At 41.6% G+C, this 14,423-nt stretch carries 15 protein-coding genes; all 15 read left to right on the top strand.

The window, feature by feature from the left end:
• Window positions 1–4 precede the first annotated feature (4 nt).
• Window positions 5–3,565, top strand: a complete 3,561-nt coding sequence (smc, locus tag GPS65_RS08885; protein WP_119124839.1) for a chromosome segregation protein SMC — start codon at window positions 5–7, stop codon at window positions 3,563–3,565.
• Between the two features lie 22 nt (window positions 3,566–3,587).
• Complete coding sequence (ftsY, locus tag GPS65_RS08880; protein ID WP_034662411.1) at window positions 3,588–4,574, top strand: signal recognition particle-docking protein FtsY; 987 nt, start codon at window positions 3,588–3,590, stop codon at window positions 4,572–4,574.
• A 142-nt stretch (window positions 4,575–4,716) separates the two neighbouring features.
• Window positions 4,717–5,049, top strand: a complete 333-nt coding sequence (locus GPS65_RS08875) for a putative DNA-binding protein (protein ID WP_012009935.1) — start codon at window positions 4,717–4,719, stop codon at window positions 5,047–5,049.
• 13 nt (window positions 5,050–5,062) lie between these two features.
• Complete coding sequence (gene ffh / locus GPS65_RS08870) at window positions 5,063–6,403, top strand: signal recognition particle protein (protein ID WP_058014005.1); 1,341 nt, start codon at window positions 5,063–5,065, stop codon at window positions 6,401–6,403.
• A 105-nt stretch (window positions 6,404–6,508) separates the two neighbouring features.
• Window positions 6,509–6,781 (top strand): 30S ribosomal protein S16, encoded by a 273-nt coding sequence (gene rpsP, locus GPS65_RS08865; protein ID WP_003212139.1) that lies wholly within the window; start codon window positions 6,509–6,511, stop codon window positions 6,779–6,781.
• Complete coding sequence (locus GPS65_RS08860; RefSeq protein ID WP_012009937.1) at window positions 6,781–7,026, top strand: KH domain-containing protein; 246 nt, start codon at window positions 6,781–6,783, stop codon at window positions 7,024–7,026. Before rpsP ends, GPS65_RS08860 begins: the two co-directional genes overlap by 1 nt.
• Window positions 7,027–7,129: 103 nt before the next feature.
• Window positions 7,130–7,516 carry a YlqD family protein gene (locus tag GPS65_RS08855; RefSeq protein WP_119124840.1) on the top strand — a complete coding sequence of 129 codons (387 nt, stop codon included), beginning with the start codon at window positions 7,130–7,132 and terminating at the stop codon, window positions 7,514–7,516.
• 8 nt (window positions 7,517–7,524) lie between these two features.
• Window positions 7,525–8,049 carry a ribosome maturation factor RimM gene (gene rimM / locus GPS65_RS08850; RefSeq protein WP_050945053.1) on the top strand — a complete coding sequence of 175 codons (525 nt, stop codon included), beginning with the start codon at window positions 7,525–7,527 and terminating at the stop codon, window positions 8,047–8,049.
• Window positions 8,046–8,780 carry a tRNA (guanosine(37)-N1)-methyltransferase TrmD gene (trmD, locus tag GPS65_RS08845; protein ID WP_012009939.1) on the top strand — a complete coding sequence of 245 codons (735 nt, stop codon included), beginning with the start codon at window positions 8,046–8,048 and terminating at the stop codon, window positions 8,778–8,780. The genes rimM and trmD overlap by 4 nt, the downstream gene beginning before the upstream one ends.
• A gap of 137 nt (window positions 8,781–8,917) precedes the next feature.
• The gene (gene rplS / locus GPS65_RS08840; RefSeq protein ID WP_012009940.1) at window positions 8,918–9,265 is read left to right on the top strand and encodes a 50S ribosomal protein L19; all 348 of its coding nucleotides are present in this window, start codon (window positions 8,918–8,920) and stop codon (window positions 9,263–9,265) included.
• Window positions 9,266–9,353: 88 nt separating this feature from the next.
• Window positions 9,354–10,202, top strand: coding sequence for a ribosome biogenesis GTPase YlqF (gene ylqF / locus GPS65_RS08835; protein WP_088001465.1), 849 nt, complete (start codon window positions 9,354–9,356; stop codon window positions 10,200–10,202).
• A 75-nt stretch (window positions 10,203–10,277) separates the two neighbouring features.
• The gene (locus tag GPS65_RS08830; protein WP_119124841.1) at window positions 10,278–11,042 is read left to right on the top strand and encodes a ribonuclease HII; all 765 of its coding nucleotides are present in this window, start codon (window positions 10,278–10,280) and stop codon (window positions 11,040–11,042) included.
• A gap of 27 nt (window positions 11,043–11,069) precedes the next feature.
• On the top strand, window positions 11,070–12,806 hold the full coding sequence (locus GPS65_RS08825; RefSeq protein ID WP_119124842.1) for a glycosyltransferase: 1,737 nt from the start codon (window positions 11,070–11,072) through the stop codon (window positions 12,804–12,806).
• Window positions 12,803–13,078 (top strand): FlhB-like flagellar biosynthesis protein, encoded by a 276-nt coding sequence (locus GPS65_RS08820; protein ID WP_012009944.1) that lies wholly within the window; start codon window positions 12,803–12,805, stop codon window positions 13,076–13,078. Before GPS65_RS08825 ends, GPS65_RS08820 begins: the two co-directional genes overlap by 4 nt.
• Before the next feature lie 176 nt (window positions 13,079–13,254).
• Window positions 13,255–14,415, top strand: a complete 1,161-nt coding sequence (gene sucC, locus GPS65_RS08815; RefSeq protein ID WP_012009945.1) for an ADP-forming succinate--CoA ligase subunit beta — start codon at window positions 13,255–13,257, stop codon at window positions 14,413–14,415.
• Window positions 14,416–14,423: the final 8 nt, after the last annotated feature.

Genomic DNA, 14,423 nt, shown 5'->3' with positions numbered 1-14,423 from the left:
TCTCATGTTCCTCAAACGTTTAGACGTGATAGGATTCAAATCTTTTGCGCAGCGAGTGACCGTGGACTTTGTCAAAGGGGTTACAGCTGTTGTCGGACCAAACGGAAGCGGCAAAAGTAATATTACCGATGCCATCCGCTGGGTACTTGGAGAACAATCAGCGAAAAGCCTCCGCGGAGGAAAAATGGAAGACATCATTTTTGCAGGAAGCGACTCAAGGAAAAGAGTCAATCTAGCAGAAGTGACTTTAACATTAGATAACGAAGACCACTTTTTACCGATCGATTTTCACGAAGTCAGTGTGACAAGAAGAGTCTATCGATCAGGAGAAAGTGAATTTCTCATAAACAATCAATCTGTCCGCTTAAAGGATATTATTGATCTTTTCATGGATTCAGGTCTTGGAAAGGAAGCCTTTTCGATCATCAGCCAAGGGAAGGTAGAAGAAATTCTATCAAGTAAGGCAGAAGAGAGAAGAAGCATCTTTGAAGAAGCGGCTGGCGTTTTGAAATATAAAACAAGAAAGAAAAAAGCCGAGAATAAACTGTTTGAAACGCAGGACAACTTAAACCGAGTAGAAGATATTCTGCATGAACTAGAAGACCAAGTAGAACCTTTAAGAATGCAGGCATCTATTGCAAAGGACTATTTGCAAAAAAAAGAAGAGCTTGAAAATGTCGAAATCGCCTTAACTGTCCATGACATCGAAGCACTTCATGAAAAATGGACAACACTTGGTGAAGCTGTCGAGCGCTTCAAACAAGATGAAATGAAGCAATCCACAGAGATTCAAGCAAAAGAAGCAAAAATTGAAGAATCAAGAGACCGCATTCAAGCGCTTGACGAATCAATTAATGACTTACAAGAAGTTCTTCTTTTCACAAGTGAGGAATTAGAAAAGCTTGAAGGTAAAAAAGAAGTACTAAAAGAACGGAAGAAAAATGCTGCCGCAAACCAGGGACAGCTAGAAGAAACACTCATTCGCTTAACTGAAAAGCAGGCGCAGCTAACCGAAAAAATTCAGCAGCAGAAAATCACGCGGGATAGCCTTCAAAAAGAAGTGCAGCAGCTAAAAGATGAAGTGAAAACGAAGCAGCATCAACTGTCGCTTCATAGTGAAGATGTGGAAGGTCAAATTGAACAGCTAAAAAGCGATTATTTTGATCTACTCAATGAACAGGCTTCCATCCGCAACGAACGCAAATTGTTAGAAGAACAGCAGCGACAAGCGGCTATGCAGCTGGATCGGCTCACACAAAATAACCAAAAACACATTGAAGAGCGTGTATCTGTCAAAGAGAAGAAAACAGAGGCTCAGAAGCAGCTTTCAGCTCTAGAAGAAGACATTTTGGCTCAGGTCAAGCGGTTTAGAGAAGCGGAACAAAAGCTTGAGCAAATAAAACGTCAATACGAGAAAAAAGAAACGGCTCTTTATCAAGCCTATCAATATGTGCAGCAGGCAAAGTCAAAAAAAGAGATGCTAGAATCCATGCAGGAAGATTTCTCAGGCTTTTTCCAAGGAGTAAAAGAGGTCTTAAAGGCAAAAGAACGGTTAGGCGGTATTCACGGTGCCATTGCAGAGCTGATTCAAACAGATCAGCAGCATGAGACAGCGATTGAAATCGCGTTAGGCGCAGCAACGCAGCACGTCGTCACAGAGAATGAAGCCGCCGCGCGACAAGCAATTGCATACTTAAAGCAGCACTCCTTTGGACGAGCAACTTTCCTGCCGATGAATGTGATCAAAGAAAGAACCATTCAGCATAGAGACGTCCAAACAGCCGAGCAGCATGCTGCATTTATCGGTGTAGCAAGTCAACTTGTTTCCTTTGATGAAAAATATCAAAAGGTCATACAGAACTTGCTTGGAACGGTTCTGATCGTTAGAGACTTAAAAGGCGCCAATGAACTCGCAAAAATGCTTGGTCATCGTTATCGCATCGTGACCCTTGATGGCGATGTCGTAAACCCAGGCGGTTCAATGACCGGTGGCGGTGTAAAGAAAAAGAACAACTCCCTTCTTTCAAGAAGCAGGGAGATCGAAACATTAACAAAGCAGCTCGTTGAAATGGAAGAAAAAACAACGATCCTTGAAAAGGAAACAAAAGAAACGAAGCAATTAATTGCTGCAAATGAAAGCCAATTAAACGAACTGCGTCAGCGCGGCGAAACGCTTCGTGAACAGCAGCAAGAGCTCAAAGGGAAGCTATACGAACTGCAAGTAGCAGAAAAAAATATTAATGCTCACCTTGAACTCTATGACCAAGAAAAAGAAGAATTACAGCTGCGTTCTACTGAACTTATAGATAAGGACAAAGAGCAGGCAGCTCTTGAAGTTTCGATAGGGGAGAAATTGACCACCCTAGATCAAGAGATCAATACATTAACAAAGCGTAAGCAAACCCAAAGCTCAACGAAAGAAACCATTTCTGCCGAATTAACAGAGCTGAAAATCTCACTTGCTAAAAAAGAGCAGTCCTTAGCGAATGAACAAGAAAAGCTTTCGAGCTTAATGGCAGAATTAGAAGAGGCTGAACAAACGCTGACGGAAACAAAAGAAGATCTGTCACTCTTAACAAGTGAAATGACGTCTAGCTCAAGCGGGGCAGAACAGCTGGAAGAAGCAGCGAAAGAGAAACTGGAAAACAAAAACAAAACAACCGCACTCATTTCAGAGCGGCGTAAACAGCGCCTTGCTCTTTCTGAAACGTTAGAATTTGCTGAACGTGAACTGAAAGAACAAAAACGCCTTTACAAGCAGCTCACCACAAGCTTAAAAGATGAAGAGATTAAGCTTGGGCGTATGGAAGTTGAGCTCGACAACCTCATCGCTTATTTGAACGAAGAGTATGCACTTTCGTTTGAAGGGGCAAAAGAGATGTATCATCTGACGCTATCGTCAGATGAAGCAAGAAAACGAGTGAAGCTGATCAAATTAGCCATTGAAGAGCTAGGAACAGTGAACTTAGGCAGCATTGATGAGTATGAACGAGTGAATGAACGCTACCTCTTCTTAACAGAACAGCGAAATGATCTGACAGAAGCGAAAAATACATTATTCCAAGTGATCGAAGAAATGGATCAAGAGATGACAAAGCGCTTCTCTGAAACATTCTCGCAAATTCGCGGACATTTTGAATCAGTTTTCCAAGCGTTATTTGGCGGCGGAAGAGCAGACCTTAAACTAACAGATCCAAACGATTTACTAAACTCTGGTGTTGATATTGTCGCGCAGCCGCCAGGGAAAAAGCTGCAAAACTTAAGCCTGCTTTCAGGCGGAGAGAGAGCATTAACAGCGATCGCCTTACTGTTCTCTATTTTAAAAGTCAGACCAGTACCATTTTGCGTATTAGATGAGGTAGAAGCGGCACTTGATGAAGCCAATGTTTTCCGCTTTGCTCAATATTTAAAGAAATACAGTCAAGAAACACAATTCATTGTCATTACGCACCGCAAAGGAACAATGGAAGAAGCAGATGTGCTCTACGGTGTGACGATGCAGGAATCAGGTGTTTCTAAGCTTGTATCTGTCAAACTAGAAGAAACGAAAGAGCTTGTCCAGTAATTAAAGGAGGTTTTGGAACCAAATGAGCTTTTTTAAGAAATTAAAAGAAAAATTTACACAGCAAACCGATTCAGTATCAGAAAAGTTTAAAGATGGACTTGAAAAAACGAGAAACTCCTTTCAAGGAAGAGTAAACGAACTCATTTCACGCTACCGTAAAGTGGATGAAGACTTTTTTGAAGAATTAGAAGAAGTTCTGATCGGAGCAGATGTTGGTTTCACAACGGTGATGGAACTGATTGATGAGCTGAAGAAAGAAGTAAAACTAAGAAACATTCAAGACCCAAGTGAAGTTCAATCGGTCATCTCTGAAAAACTGGTTGAAATCTATAATAGCGGAGAGGAACAAATCTCTGCGCTGAATATCGAAGACGGGCGATTAAATATCATTTTATTTGTAGGGGTCAATGGTGTTGGGAAAACAACAACGATCGGCAAACTTGCAAATAAATTGAAAAATGAAGGAAAATCCGTCATTTTGGCAGCAGGTGATACATTCCGTGCCGGTGCCATTGAGCAGCTTGAAGTATGGGGAGAGCGTTCAGGCGTGCCTGTTGTCAAACAGACGGCTGGCTCTGACCCAGCAGCGGTCATCTATGATGCTGTTCAATCAGCAAAAGCGAAAAATGCGGATGTCCTTATTTGTGATACAGCAGGAAGACTGCAAAACAAAGTCAACTTGATGAAAGAGCTGGAGAAGGTCAAGAGAGTCATTGAACGCGAGGTTCCAGATGCACCGCATGAAGTGCTACTCGCTCTCGATGCAACAACGGGTCAAAATGCGATGGCACAAGCGAAGGAATTTTCTAAAGCGACGAATGTGACAGGAATTGCTTTAACAAAGCTTGACGGGACTGCAAAAGGCGGGATTGTCCTTGCCATTCGAAATGAGCTAAACATCCCTGTGAAGCTTGTCGGTTTAGGTGAAAAAGTAGACGATCTGCAAGAATTCGATGCAGAATCGTATGTGTATGGATTATTCTCAGACGTCATTGATCAAGAAGACTAACAAAAATGCCGGCAAAATCTGCTGGCATTTTTATTTATACGCCGCTTTATGAAGTGACAAGATAAAAACTTGACACACAGTAGAGAACCGTGTAAACTTAGTTGATGTAAAGGGAATGAACTTAACAAAGGGGAGAGAGCCCATGACGCTTGAAAAAACAACGAGAATGAACTACTTGTTTGACTTCTATCAATCGTTGTTAACCGCAAAGCAAAAGAGCTACATGTCGCTTTACTACCTAGACGATTTTTCCCTCGGTGAAATTGCGGATGAATATGAAGTATCAAGACAGGCTGTTTATGATAATATTAAACGGACTGAAGCGATGCTTGAACAATATGAAGAAAAGCTGCTCTTGTTTAAGAAATTTAAAGAGCGTAAAGAACTTCTCAAAAAAATGAGAGAGCTCGTAGCAGATTCCGCTCAGACGGAAGAAGCAGAAGCTTTAATTGAATCGCTTGAGAAATTAGATTAGGAGGCGGCACAGTATGGCATTTGAAGGATTAGCCGACCGACTGCAGCAGACGATTTCAAAAATCCGCGGCAAAGGAAAAGTGTCAGAACAAGATGTAAAAGAAATGATGCGCGAGGTTCGCCTTGCCCTTCTTGAAGCTGACGTCAATTTTAAAGTAGTCAAAGACTTTGTGAAAAAAGTAAGTGAGCGGGCAGTTGGACAAGAGGTCATGAAAAGCCTTACCCCTGGACAACAGGTCATTAAAGTTGTAAAAGAAGAGCTCACTGAATTAATGGGCGGAGAAGAGAGTAAAATCGCTGTAGCGAAAAAATCTCCGACGGTCATTATGATGGTTGGTCTTCAAGGGGCAGGTAAAACCACCACAACTGGGAAGCTTGCTAATTTACTTCGCAAAAAACATAATCGCAAGCCGATGATGGTGGCTGCAGATATTTACAGACCAGCAGCGATCCAGCAGCTTCAAACGCTAGGGAAACAGCTTGATATGCCTGTGTTTTCATTAGGTGATCAAGTCAGTCCTGTCGAGATTGCCAAACAGGCAATCGAAAAAGCGAAAGAAGAACACCATGATTATGTCATTTTAGATACAGCAGGACGCCTTCATATTGATGAAGAATTGATGGATGAACTTCAGAAAGTAAAAGAAGTAGCGAGTCCAGAAGAAATTTTCCTTGTTGTTGACTCTATGACAGGTCAAGATGCTGTCAATGTAGCAAAAAGCTTCAATGAACAGCTTGGTTTAACAGGTGTCGTTCTAACGAAACTAGACGGTGATACACGAGGCGGTGCAGCCCTTTCTATTCGAGCTGTCACCAATACGCCGATTAAATTCGCCGCGCTAGGTGAAAAGCTTGACGCGATTGAACCATTCCACCCAGAACGGATGGCATCAAGAATTCTTGGCATGGGAGATGTGCTTACACTGATTGAAAAAGCACAGGCAAACGTGGACCAAGATAAAGCGAAAGAGCTTGAACAAAAAATGCGGACCATGAGCTTTACACTCGATGATTTCCTCGAGCAGCTTGGCCAAGTTCGTAACATGGGTCCACTCGATGAATTGATCCAAATGATGCCGGGAGCCGGTAAAATGAAGGGGCTCAAAAACGTCCAAGTAGACGAAAAGCAGCTCAATCACATCGAAGCGATCATTAAATCAATGACGACCGAGGAAAAAGAACAGCCAGAGGTCATCAATGCAAGCCGAAGAAAACGGATTGCAAAAGGAAGCGGAACATCTGTACAGGAAGTCAATCGCCTTTTAAAGCAATTTGACGAAATGAAAAAGATGATGAAGCAAATGACCAACATGTCCAAAGGAAAGAAAAAAGGCTTTAAATTACCATTTATGTAATTGGTTATACATGATAAAACCGTTGTTAAGAAAAAACACTTTACAAACCCTTTTATCATTGTTAATATACTATCTTGTTGAAATATTTTCGGAGGTGCTAGTAAAATGGCAGTAAAAATTCGTTTAAAACGTATGGGATCAAAAAGATCTCCTTTCTATCGTATTGTAGTAGCAGATTCTCGTTCACCACGTGACGGTCGTTTCATCGAAACAGTTGGAACATACAATCCAGTGTTATCACCAGCTGAGGTGAAAATCAACGAAGAATTAGCTCTTAAATGGCTTCAAAATGGTGCGAAACCATCTGATACAGTTCGCAACCTTTTCTCAAGCCAAGGAATTCTTGAAAAATTTCATAATGCGAAAAACAGCAAATAATGAATGAGCTGTCCTTGGAAGAATTGATTGTGTCCATCGTCGAGCCACTTGTTGATTTCCCTGAAGATATTCACGTATCTTCATTAGAAAAAGATGAGCAAGTGATTTACACACTGTCTGTCAATGCTGAAGATACCGGAAAGGTGATCGGAAAGCAGGGACGTACAGCAAAAGCGATACGAACAGTCATGTTTGCAGCAAGTGCAGAGTCTTCTAAGAAAGTTCAACTTGAGATTGCTGACTAAAAAGGGAGAGGGCTTAGGACCTCCCCTTTTTTTACACGTTTAAATCTATTTTTCGTTATACTGTAGAGGACAAATGCCTTCGGATAGGGGGACAAAAAGGAAGATGCAGATCATTCAACATGTCACCGTCATGCAAGTATTAACTGAAAGCAGTAAGGACAAACTGTTAACGACTTTTTTGGAGAAAAAAGAAAGACTAGAGCGTGAATGCAATCAACTATATTTTCAACTGAAAAAACATGAAAAAGAACCATATCAGCAAGAAGCCATCCCTCAATTTCAAAAAGCCATCGATAAACGGCAGGAGAAAATCCAGCAAATTGACTTTCAAGTAGAGCAGCTGCATATTTTGCCGCTTGGAAGTGAAATGAAAGAGACAGAAGTGGATGCGCTGGTTGAAGTGAACATAGGTGATAAATGGGATGACAAAATGCAAGATAATGTCATCGTTGTGAAAGACGGCACCATTGTGGAAATACGTCAGGGGTGATTGAGAACATGGAACAAGAATGGTTGAATGTTGGAAAGATTGTCAATACACACGGAGTACGCGGAGAAGTACGCGTCGTGTCAAAGACAGATTTCCCAGAAGAGCGTTACAAAAAAGGAAGCGTCCTCTATATCTTTAAACAAGGTCAAGGGGAGCCGCTGAAAGTCACTGTCGCATCACATAGGCAGCATAAACAGTTTGATTTGCTCACATTTGAAGAAATTAGCTCATTAAATGAAGCAGAGCTATTGAAAGAATCAATCTTAAAAGTAGAAAAAGAACATCTCGGCTCTTTAGATGAAGGAGAGTTTTATTTCCACCAAATCATTGGCTGTGAAGTATACGATGAAGAGGATCAGCTTGTCGGGCAAATCAAAGAGATTTTAACACCAGGGGCAAATGATGTCTGGGTGGTCGGAAGAAAAGGCAAAAAAGATGCCTTGATTCCTTATATTCCATCTGTCGTCAAAAAGATCGATATCTCATCTAAAACCATACACATTGAAGTGATGGAAGGACTCATTGACGAATGAAAATCGACTTCTTAACACTTTTTCCTGAAATGTTCGAAGGTGTGCTCCACTCATCGATCTTGAAAAAGGCACAGGAGAAAGAAGCTGTCTCATTCAATGTTGTCAATTTTAGAGAGTATTCGGATCATAAGCATAAAACAGTAGATGACTATCCGTATGGCGGCGGTGCTGGTATGGTACTGAAAGCTCAGCCCGTATTCGATGCGGTAGAAGATTTGACGAACAAAGCAAGCAAGAAGCCCCGAATTATTCTTGTCTGTCCTCAAGGAGAAAGATATACCCAAAAGAAGGCAGAAGAACTTGCAAAAGAAGAACACCTTATGTTCATTTGCGGCCATTATGAAGGCTACGATGAGCGCATCAGGGAGCATCTTGTCACAGATGAAATCTCAATCGGAGATTTCGTTCTCACAGGCGGAGAGCTGCCAGCGATGATGATTGCAGACAGTGTGGTCAGGCTTTTGCCTCATGTGCTTGGAAAAGAAGCGTCTCACATTGAAGATTCATTTAGTACAGGTTTGCTAGAGCATCCTCACTATACAAGGCCAGCCGATTATAAAGGACTAAAAGTGCCGGATGTGCTCCTTTCTGGAAATCATGCCAAAATAGAAGAGTGGCGGCGCAAAGAATCTTTGAAGCGAACTTATACAAGACGGCCAGATTTGATCGATTCTTGCAAAACGTTAACAGAAGAAGAAAAAAGATGGCTTTGGCAGCTTCATAATGACTAGATTGTATTGCACACTGCATATAGGTATGGTATGATACTACTTGTGACTTGGACGGCTTGCCGATTCAAGTTTGAAAACGATGTTCCGCTGCAATGAAGAAAGAGGACATGAGCATCTGTTGGAAGGAGTTGAAAACGATGCAACAATTGATTGAAGAAATCACAAAAGAACAATTACGCACTGATCTTCCTGCGTTCCGTCCTGGTGACACTTTACGTGTACACGTTAAAGTTGTCGAGGGTACTCGTGAGCGTATCCAGATCTTTGAAGGTGTTGTAATTAAGCGTCGTGGTGGTGGAATCAGCGAAACTTTCACAGTTCGTAAGATTTCTTACGGTGTAGGCGTTGAGCGTACATTCCCTGTACACACACCAAAAATCGCTAACATCGAAGTTGTACGTCACGGTAAGGTACGTCGTGCGAAACTTTACTACCTACGTGAACTTCGCGGTAAAGCGGCTCGTATCAAAGAAATCAGACGATAATGATATCAAAAGAAAGAGCTTGTTACCTGTAACAGGCTCTTTTTTTGTACAATGTATAGAGATAATCGATAGAAGAGAAGGTGCACATATGACGATTCAATGGTTTCCAGGCCATATGGCAAAAGCAAGACGTGAAGTCACAGAAAAATTAAAGCTCATCGACATCGTATTTGAATTAACCGATGCTAGAATTCCGATGTCCTCTAGAAACCCAATGATCGAAGAAATCCTTCAGAACAAACCCAAAATCATGCTATTAAACAAAGCGGATAAAGCGGATCCTCGTGTGACAAAGGAGTGGCAGGCGCACTTTGAGCAGCAAGGCGTTCGGTCACTTGCTATTAACTCTGTCGATGGACAAGGGTTAAACCAGATCATCACAACTTCAAAAGAAATCTTAAAAGAAAAATTCGACCGCATGAAAGCCAAAGGTGTCAAACCACGTGCAATTCGGGCGCTGATTATCGGAATTCCCAATGTCGGGAAATCGACCTTAATCAATCGTTTAGCGAAAAAGAACATTGCCAAAACAGGAGACCGTCCTGGTATTACCACCTCACAGCAATGGGTGAAGGTAGGGAAAGAATTGGAACTGCTCGATACACCTGGAATCCTCTGGCCGAAGTTTGAAGATGAGAAAGTAGGGCTCAGGCTAGCAGTAACTGGAGCGATCAAAGATTCTATCATTAACTTACAGGATGTCGCTGTGTATGGACTTCGCTTTCTAGAAGAAAACTATCCAGAGAGATTAAAAAAGCGCTATGACCTAACAGACATTCCTGAAGATACGGCTGAGCTGTTTGATGCAATAGGTACAAAGCGCGGCTGTCTCATGAGCGGTGGATTTATTAATTACGACAAAACCACCGAAATCATTATTCGGGATATTCGAACTGAAAAATTTGGTCCCCTCACTTTTGAGAAGCCTGAAAGCTAAAGACACGCAGCTCATGCGGGTCTTTATTTTTTGCGGAAAACTGCCGATATAAAGAAGGAGGCTGACAAAAAGCCTATGTACACAGTGAAACAAATAAAAGAATTGATAGAAAAGCATTCGCAAGATGAGTCATACATTCATGAGCTTGTAAAAGATGACAAGAGAAAAAGTGTCCAAAGACTGATAGAGAAGTGGCACAAAGAGAGAGAAAAGCAGCAGCAACTTCATGCAGCATGGCATGAGATGCTGCAATTTGAAAACAATGCGAAGGCGCAGGGATACACATGTATTGCTGGAATAGATGAAGCAGGAAGAGGACCGCTGGCAGGCCCCGTTGTCGCAGCAGCTGTCATATTAAAGGACGATACAGTCCTGCTCGGTTTAAACGACTCAAAACAATTATCTGAGAAAAAAAGATTGGCATATTATGACTTGATTCAGAAAGAAGCACTTGATATCGGAATCGGCATTGTTGATGCGGCTACGATTGATGAAATCAATATTTACGAGGCATCAAGACTGGCGATGGTGAGAGCAGTGGAGCAATTAACTCATACACCTGATTATCTACTCATAGATGCCATGACGCTCCCGCTTCCTATTCACCAGGAGAATATCATCAAAGGAGACGCAAAAAGTGCATCTATCGCAGCAGGTGCATGTATTGCAAAGGTGACAAGAGATCAGATGATGGAAGAATACGGGCGTCAGTACCCTGAGTATCAATTTGAAAAACATAAAGGATACGGAACAAAAGAGCATCTGGCTGCCATTCAAACACATGGAGCTGCCCCAATCCATCGATTATCATTTGCGCCGGTGAAATCCGTTATATCATAAATTTTTGACCTAAGGAGGCTGCCTGTGATGACAAGAGTTGAGGATATACATACAGCACTGAATAGCCGGCTGAATACGGCAGAAGCTGTGCCATTAAACACCGAAGGAAAGGAAAATGTGCATCGGTTGATTCTCGGTAAAGTACTGAAAATGCTCGGAGATGATACGGTCCTTGTTCAAATAGGCTCAACAAAAATAAAAGCGCAGCTAGCGGCTCAGCTCAAAGCAGACGCATTTTATTGGTTCCAATTTGAACAAGAGGGTGGAGGCAGCCTCAATAAACTAAGGCCAGTCCAGCAATTTGACCAAGATCCTAAGACATTAAAGGATGCAGCTGCCAAATTATTAGAAGGTCTCTCTCTGAAAAACGGACTTGAAAACATCTTAACAGCTACAGCTTTTTTAAAAGAAAAGTCCGTCATCAATGAGGCAGAATTAAAAACGGCAGTGAAATGGATCGAACAGCTTCAAGGAGCTGATGTGAAAAAAGGTCTCCAGTCACTCCTATTTGCTTTAAAAAAAGACTTGCCGATTCAGGAAGGAGTACTTCAATCCATTTTAGCCGTGAAATCATCCTCTGCTCTCCATCAGGATATAACAGCGCTGCTAGAACGCTTAACACAGCTCCCGAAGCACTCAGACGCCACACAGGCCCTTACACAAGCCGTTCGATCAGTTATAGGTGCTGAGACAACTGTCCATGCAGAAAAGCTCTTATCGCTCCTTCTAGCAGCGAGAGAAGGGGCGGCGAAGCAAGGAGGAAATCTACCTGTAGTGCCTCAACCTAATCTGTCTCAACCAAAAGAAACTAGTCAGAACCCAGTAGCACAAGAGCGTCAGACGACCCAAGTTATTCAATCTAACGTGCAGCAATCAACAAGTCCAAAAGAGCTGCAAATCCCGCCTCAGCAAATTGAGCGGATACTTACAAGTTTGATGAAACAAGGTGCAGATGGGCAGCAAGAGCCTAACTTAAAACAGCTCACGTCATTGCTGCAAGGGCTTCAGCAGGCAGGATCTCAGCAGGATGCAAAAGCAACTGTGCTCCAAAAAGAATTTCCGTTCCTGTCAAAAACAGAGGCGAAAGCATTGGCTCAGGTGGTACAGCAGACGGAACCCGTATTAAGCAATAAAACCGATGTGCTCGATTTACTCATGACGATGAAAAAGGCAATAGGTGTACGTGATGAAATCGGTATGCTGAAACTACTCGAAAAAGGCAGTCAGGATGTAAAAAATCAGGAGCTTCACCAATTAAAGCTCGTTTTAAATGATGTGAGGCAGTCTGATTTACCAGAGCCCGTAAAAAAAGAAGTCGATCAATTGTTTCATAGATTGAACGGGCAGTTATTTGTGCAGCAGGAAAATCAAACCATCAGCCAAATGATAGTCTCTTATCCGCTCTTTTCAAAACATAGTGTTCAAGATTTAACCTTTATTCTAAAAGGACATAAGAAAAAAGATGGGTCTATAGATATTTCTCAGTGTCGGCTCATGTTTTACTTAAACATGGAAAACCTCGAGGAAACATTAATCGACTGTACGATTCAGCAAAAGGTTATGTCAATTACAGTTGAAACTGGTCATGAACTTCAAGGAATCATTAATCCGATGATTCCAGCTGTTCGGGAGAATTTAAATGCCTTAGGGTATAGCCTTACAGGGATTACAGCAAAGAAGAGACAAGAGCCAGTAGATCCGTCTCACTTTCTAGATGAACACTTTCATAAAATCAGCGAGAAAGGGCTGGACTTACGAGTATGAAGGATTCAAAACCGCTTAGAAGGGCGGTCGCTCTACATTATGATGAAGAAAAACAAAAGGCGCCAAAAGTCGTCGCAACAGGGAGCGGCTATGTGGCAGACAATATTATTGAAGAAGCCAAAAAGTCGGGAGTTCCTATCCAAGAAGACCGTAATTTAGTCGAACTCATGCGCCACTTAACACTGGATGAGGAGATCCCTGAAGCGTTATACGATACTGTAGCAGAAATATTTTCGTTTATCTATAGGTTAGATCAAAAAATGAAAAAATAAGGTAAAATAAGTGATTTGGATGAAAAATTTATATTTTTAATAAAATAAAAGTTTGAATGTTTAGAAGGATTTTACGATTTTACATAGAACCCTAGACATTCTCTTTTTTATTCTTTAAAATGAAAGCGCAGTCTATTTTATATTTTTTGTTTCTACATATGTTGGGAGGATGGGAAATGAATATCCATGAGTACCAAGGAAAAGAAATCCTAAGAAAATATGGGGTTTCAGTTCCAAATGGTAAAGTAGCATTTACACCTGATGAAGCAGTGAAAGCATCAGAAGAGCTAGAAAGCTCTGTATATGTCGTAAAAGCACAGATTCATGCAGGCGGCCGTGGCAAAGCAGGCGGGGTAAAAATTGCAAAAACAAAAGATGAAGTGAAAGGGTTTGCAGAGGAATTGCTCGGCAAAACACTTGTCACACATCAAACTGGTCCTGAGGGACGCGAAATAAAACGCTTACTTATTGAAGAAGGCTGCGATATCCAAAAGGAGTACTACGTAGGACTTGTTTTGGACAGAGCGACATCAAGAATTGTATTGATGGCTTCTGAAGAAGGCGGTACTGAAATTGAAGAAGTAGCAGAAAAAACGCCAGAAAAAATCGTCAAAGTGGTCATCGACCCAGCGATTGGATTGCAAGGCTATCAGGCGAGAGAAGTAGCGTTTAAAATTAATATTCCAACAAAATTAGTTGGCCAAGCTGTTAAGTTTATGACAAGTCTTTACAATGCGTTCATTGAAAAAGATTGTTCAATTGCTGAGATTAATCCACTTGTTGTAACAGGCGATGGAAAAGTCATGGCACTTGATGCGAAATTAAACTTTGATAGCAATGCCTTATATAGACAAAAAGATATATTAGAATACCGTGACCTTGATGAAGAGGATCCAAAAGAAATTGAAGCATCTAAATATGATCTGAGCTACATTTCTCTAGATGGAAATATCGGCTGTATGGTCAATGGTGCAGGTCTTGCGATGTCTACAATGGATATCATCAAGCATTACGGCGGGGACCCTGCAAACTTCCTGGATGTTGGCGGCGGTGCAACAGCTGAAAAAGTAACGGAAGCATTTAAAATCATCTTATCTGATCAAAATGTAAAAGGGATTTTCGTGAACATTTTTGGCGGCATCATGAAATGTGATGTCATTGCAGAAGGTGTCGTTGAAGCGACGAAACAAGTCGGCTTAACATTACCACTCGTTGTACGTCTTGAAGGAACGAACGTTGAATTAGGGAAGAAAATCCTGAGCGATTCAGGCTTAAATATCACTTCTGCTGAGTCTATGGCTGACGGGGCAGAAAAGATTGTATCTTTAGTCAAGTAGAGCAGAAA

Source organism: Bacillus pumilus (genome assembly GCF_009937765.1).
In the GTDB taxonomy this organism is placed as follows: Bacteria; Bacillota; Bacilli; order Bacillales; family Bacillaceae; genus Bacillus; species Bacillus pumilus_O.
The sequence above is the reverse complement of the archived record's forward strand: the minus strand, read 5'-3'. Positions and strand labels throughout refer to the sequence as shown.

What these genes read in the sequence shown, in the direction of transcription:
- smc (WP_119124839.1), top strand. Translation starts at nt 5, where the DNA reads ATGTTCCTCAAACGTTTAGACGTGATAGGATTCAAATCTTTTGCGCAG.
- ftsY (WP_034662411.1), top strand. Translation starts at nt 3,588, where the DNA reads ATGAGCTTTTTTAAGAAATTAAAAGAAAAATTTACACAGCAAACCGAT.
- GPS65_RS08875 (WP_012009935.1), top strand. Translation starts at nt 4,717, where the DNA reads ATGACGCTTGAAAAAACAACGAGAATGAACTACTTGTTTGACTTCTAT.
- ffh (WP_058014005.1), top strand. Translation starts at nt 5,063, where the DNA reads ATGGCATTTGAAGGATTAGCCGACCGACTGCAGCAGACGATTTCAAAA.
- rpsP (WP_003212139.1), top strand. Translation starts at nt 6,509, where the DNA reads ATGGCAGTAAAAATTCGTTTAAAACGTATGGGATCAAAAAGATCTCCT.
- GPS65_RS08860 (WP_012009937.1), top strand. Translation starts at nt 6,781, where the DNA reads ATGAATGAGCTGTCCTTGGAAGAATTGATTGTGTCCATCGTCGAGCCA.
- GPS65_RS08855 (WP_119124840.1), top strand. Translation starts at nt 7,130, where the DNA reads ATGCAGATCATTCAACATGTCACCGTCATGCAAGTATTAACTGAAAGC.
- rimM (WP_050945053.1), top strand. Translation starts at nt 7,525, where the DNA reads ATGGAACAAGAATGGTTGAATGTTGGAAAGATTGTCAATACACACGGA.
- trmD (WP_012009939.1), top strand. Translation starts at nt 8,046, where the DNA reads ATGAAAATCGACTTCTTAACACTTTTTCCTGAAATGTTCGAAGGTGTG.
- rplS (WP_012009940.1), top strand. Translation starts at nt 8,918, where the DNA reads ATGCAACAATTGATTGAAGAAATCACAAAAGAACAATTACGCACTGAT.
- ylqF (WP_088001465.1), top strand. Translation starts at nt 9,354, where the DNA reads ATGACGATTCAATGGTTTCCAGGCCATATGGCAAAAGCAAGACGTGAA.
- GPS65_RS08830 (WP_119124841.1), top strand. Translation starts at nt 10,278, where the DNA reads ATGTACACAGTGAAACAAATAAAAGAATTGATAGAAAAGCATTCGCAA.
- GPS65_RS08825 (WP_119124842.1), top strand. Translation starts at nt 11,070, where the DNA reads ATGACAAGAGTTGAGGATATACATACAGCACTGAATAGCCGGCTGAAT.
- GPS65_RS08820 (WP_012009944.1), top strand. Translation starts at nt 12,803, where the DNA reads ATGAAGGATTCAAAACCGCTTAGAAGGGCGGTCGCTCTACATTATGAT.
- sucC (WP_012009945.1), top strand. Translation starts at nt 13,255, where the DNA reads ATGAATATCCATGAGTACCAAGGAAAAGAAATCCTAAGAAAATATGGG.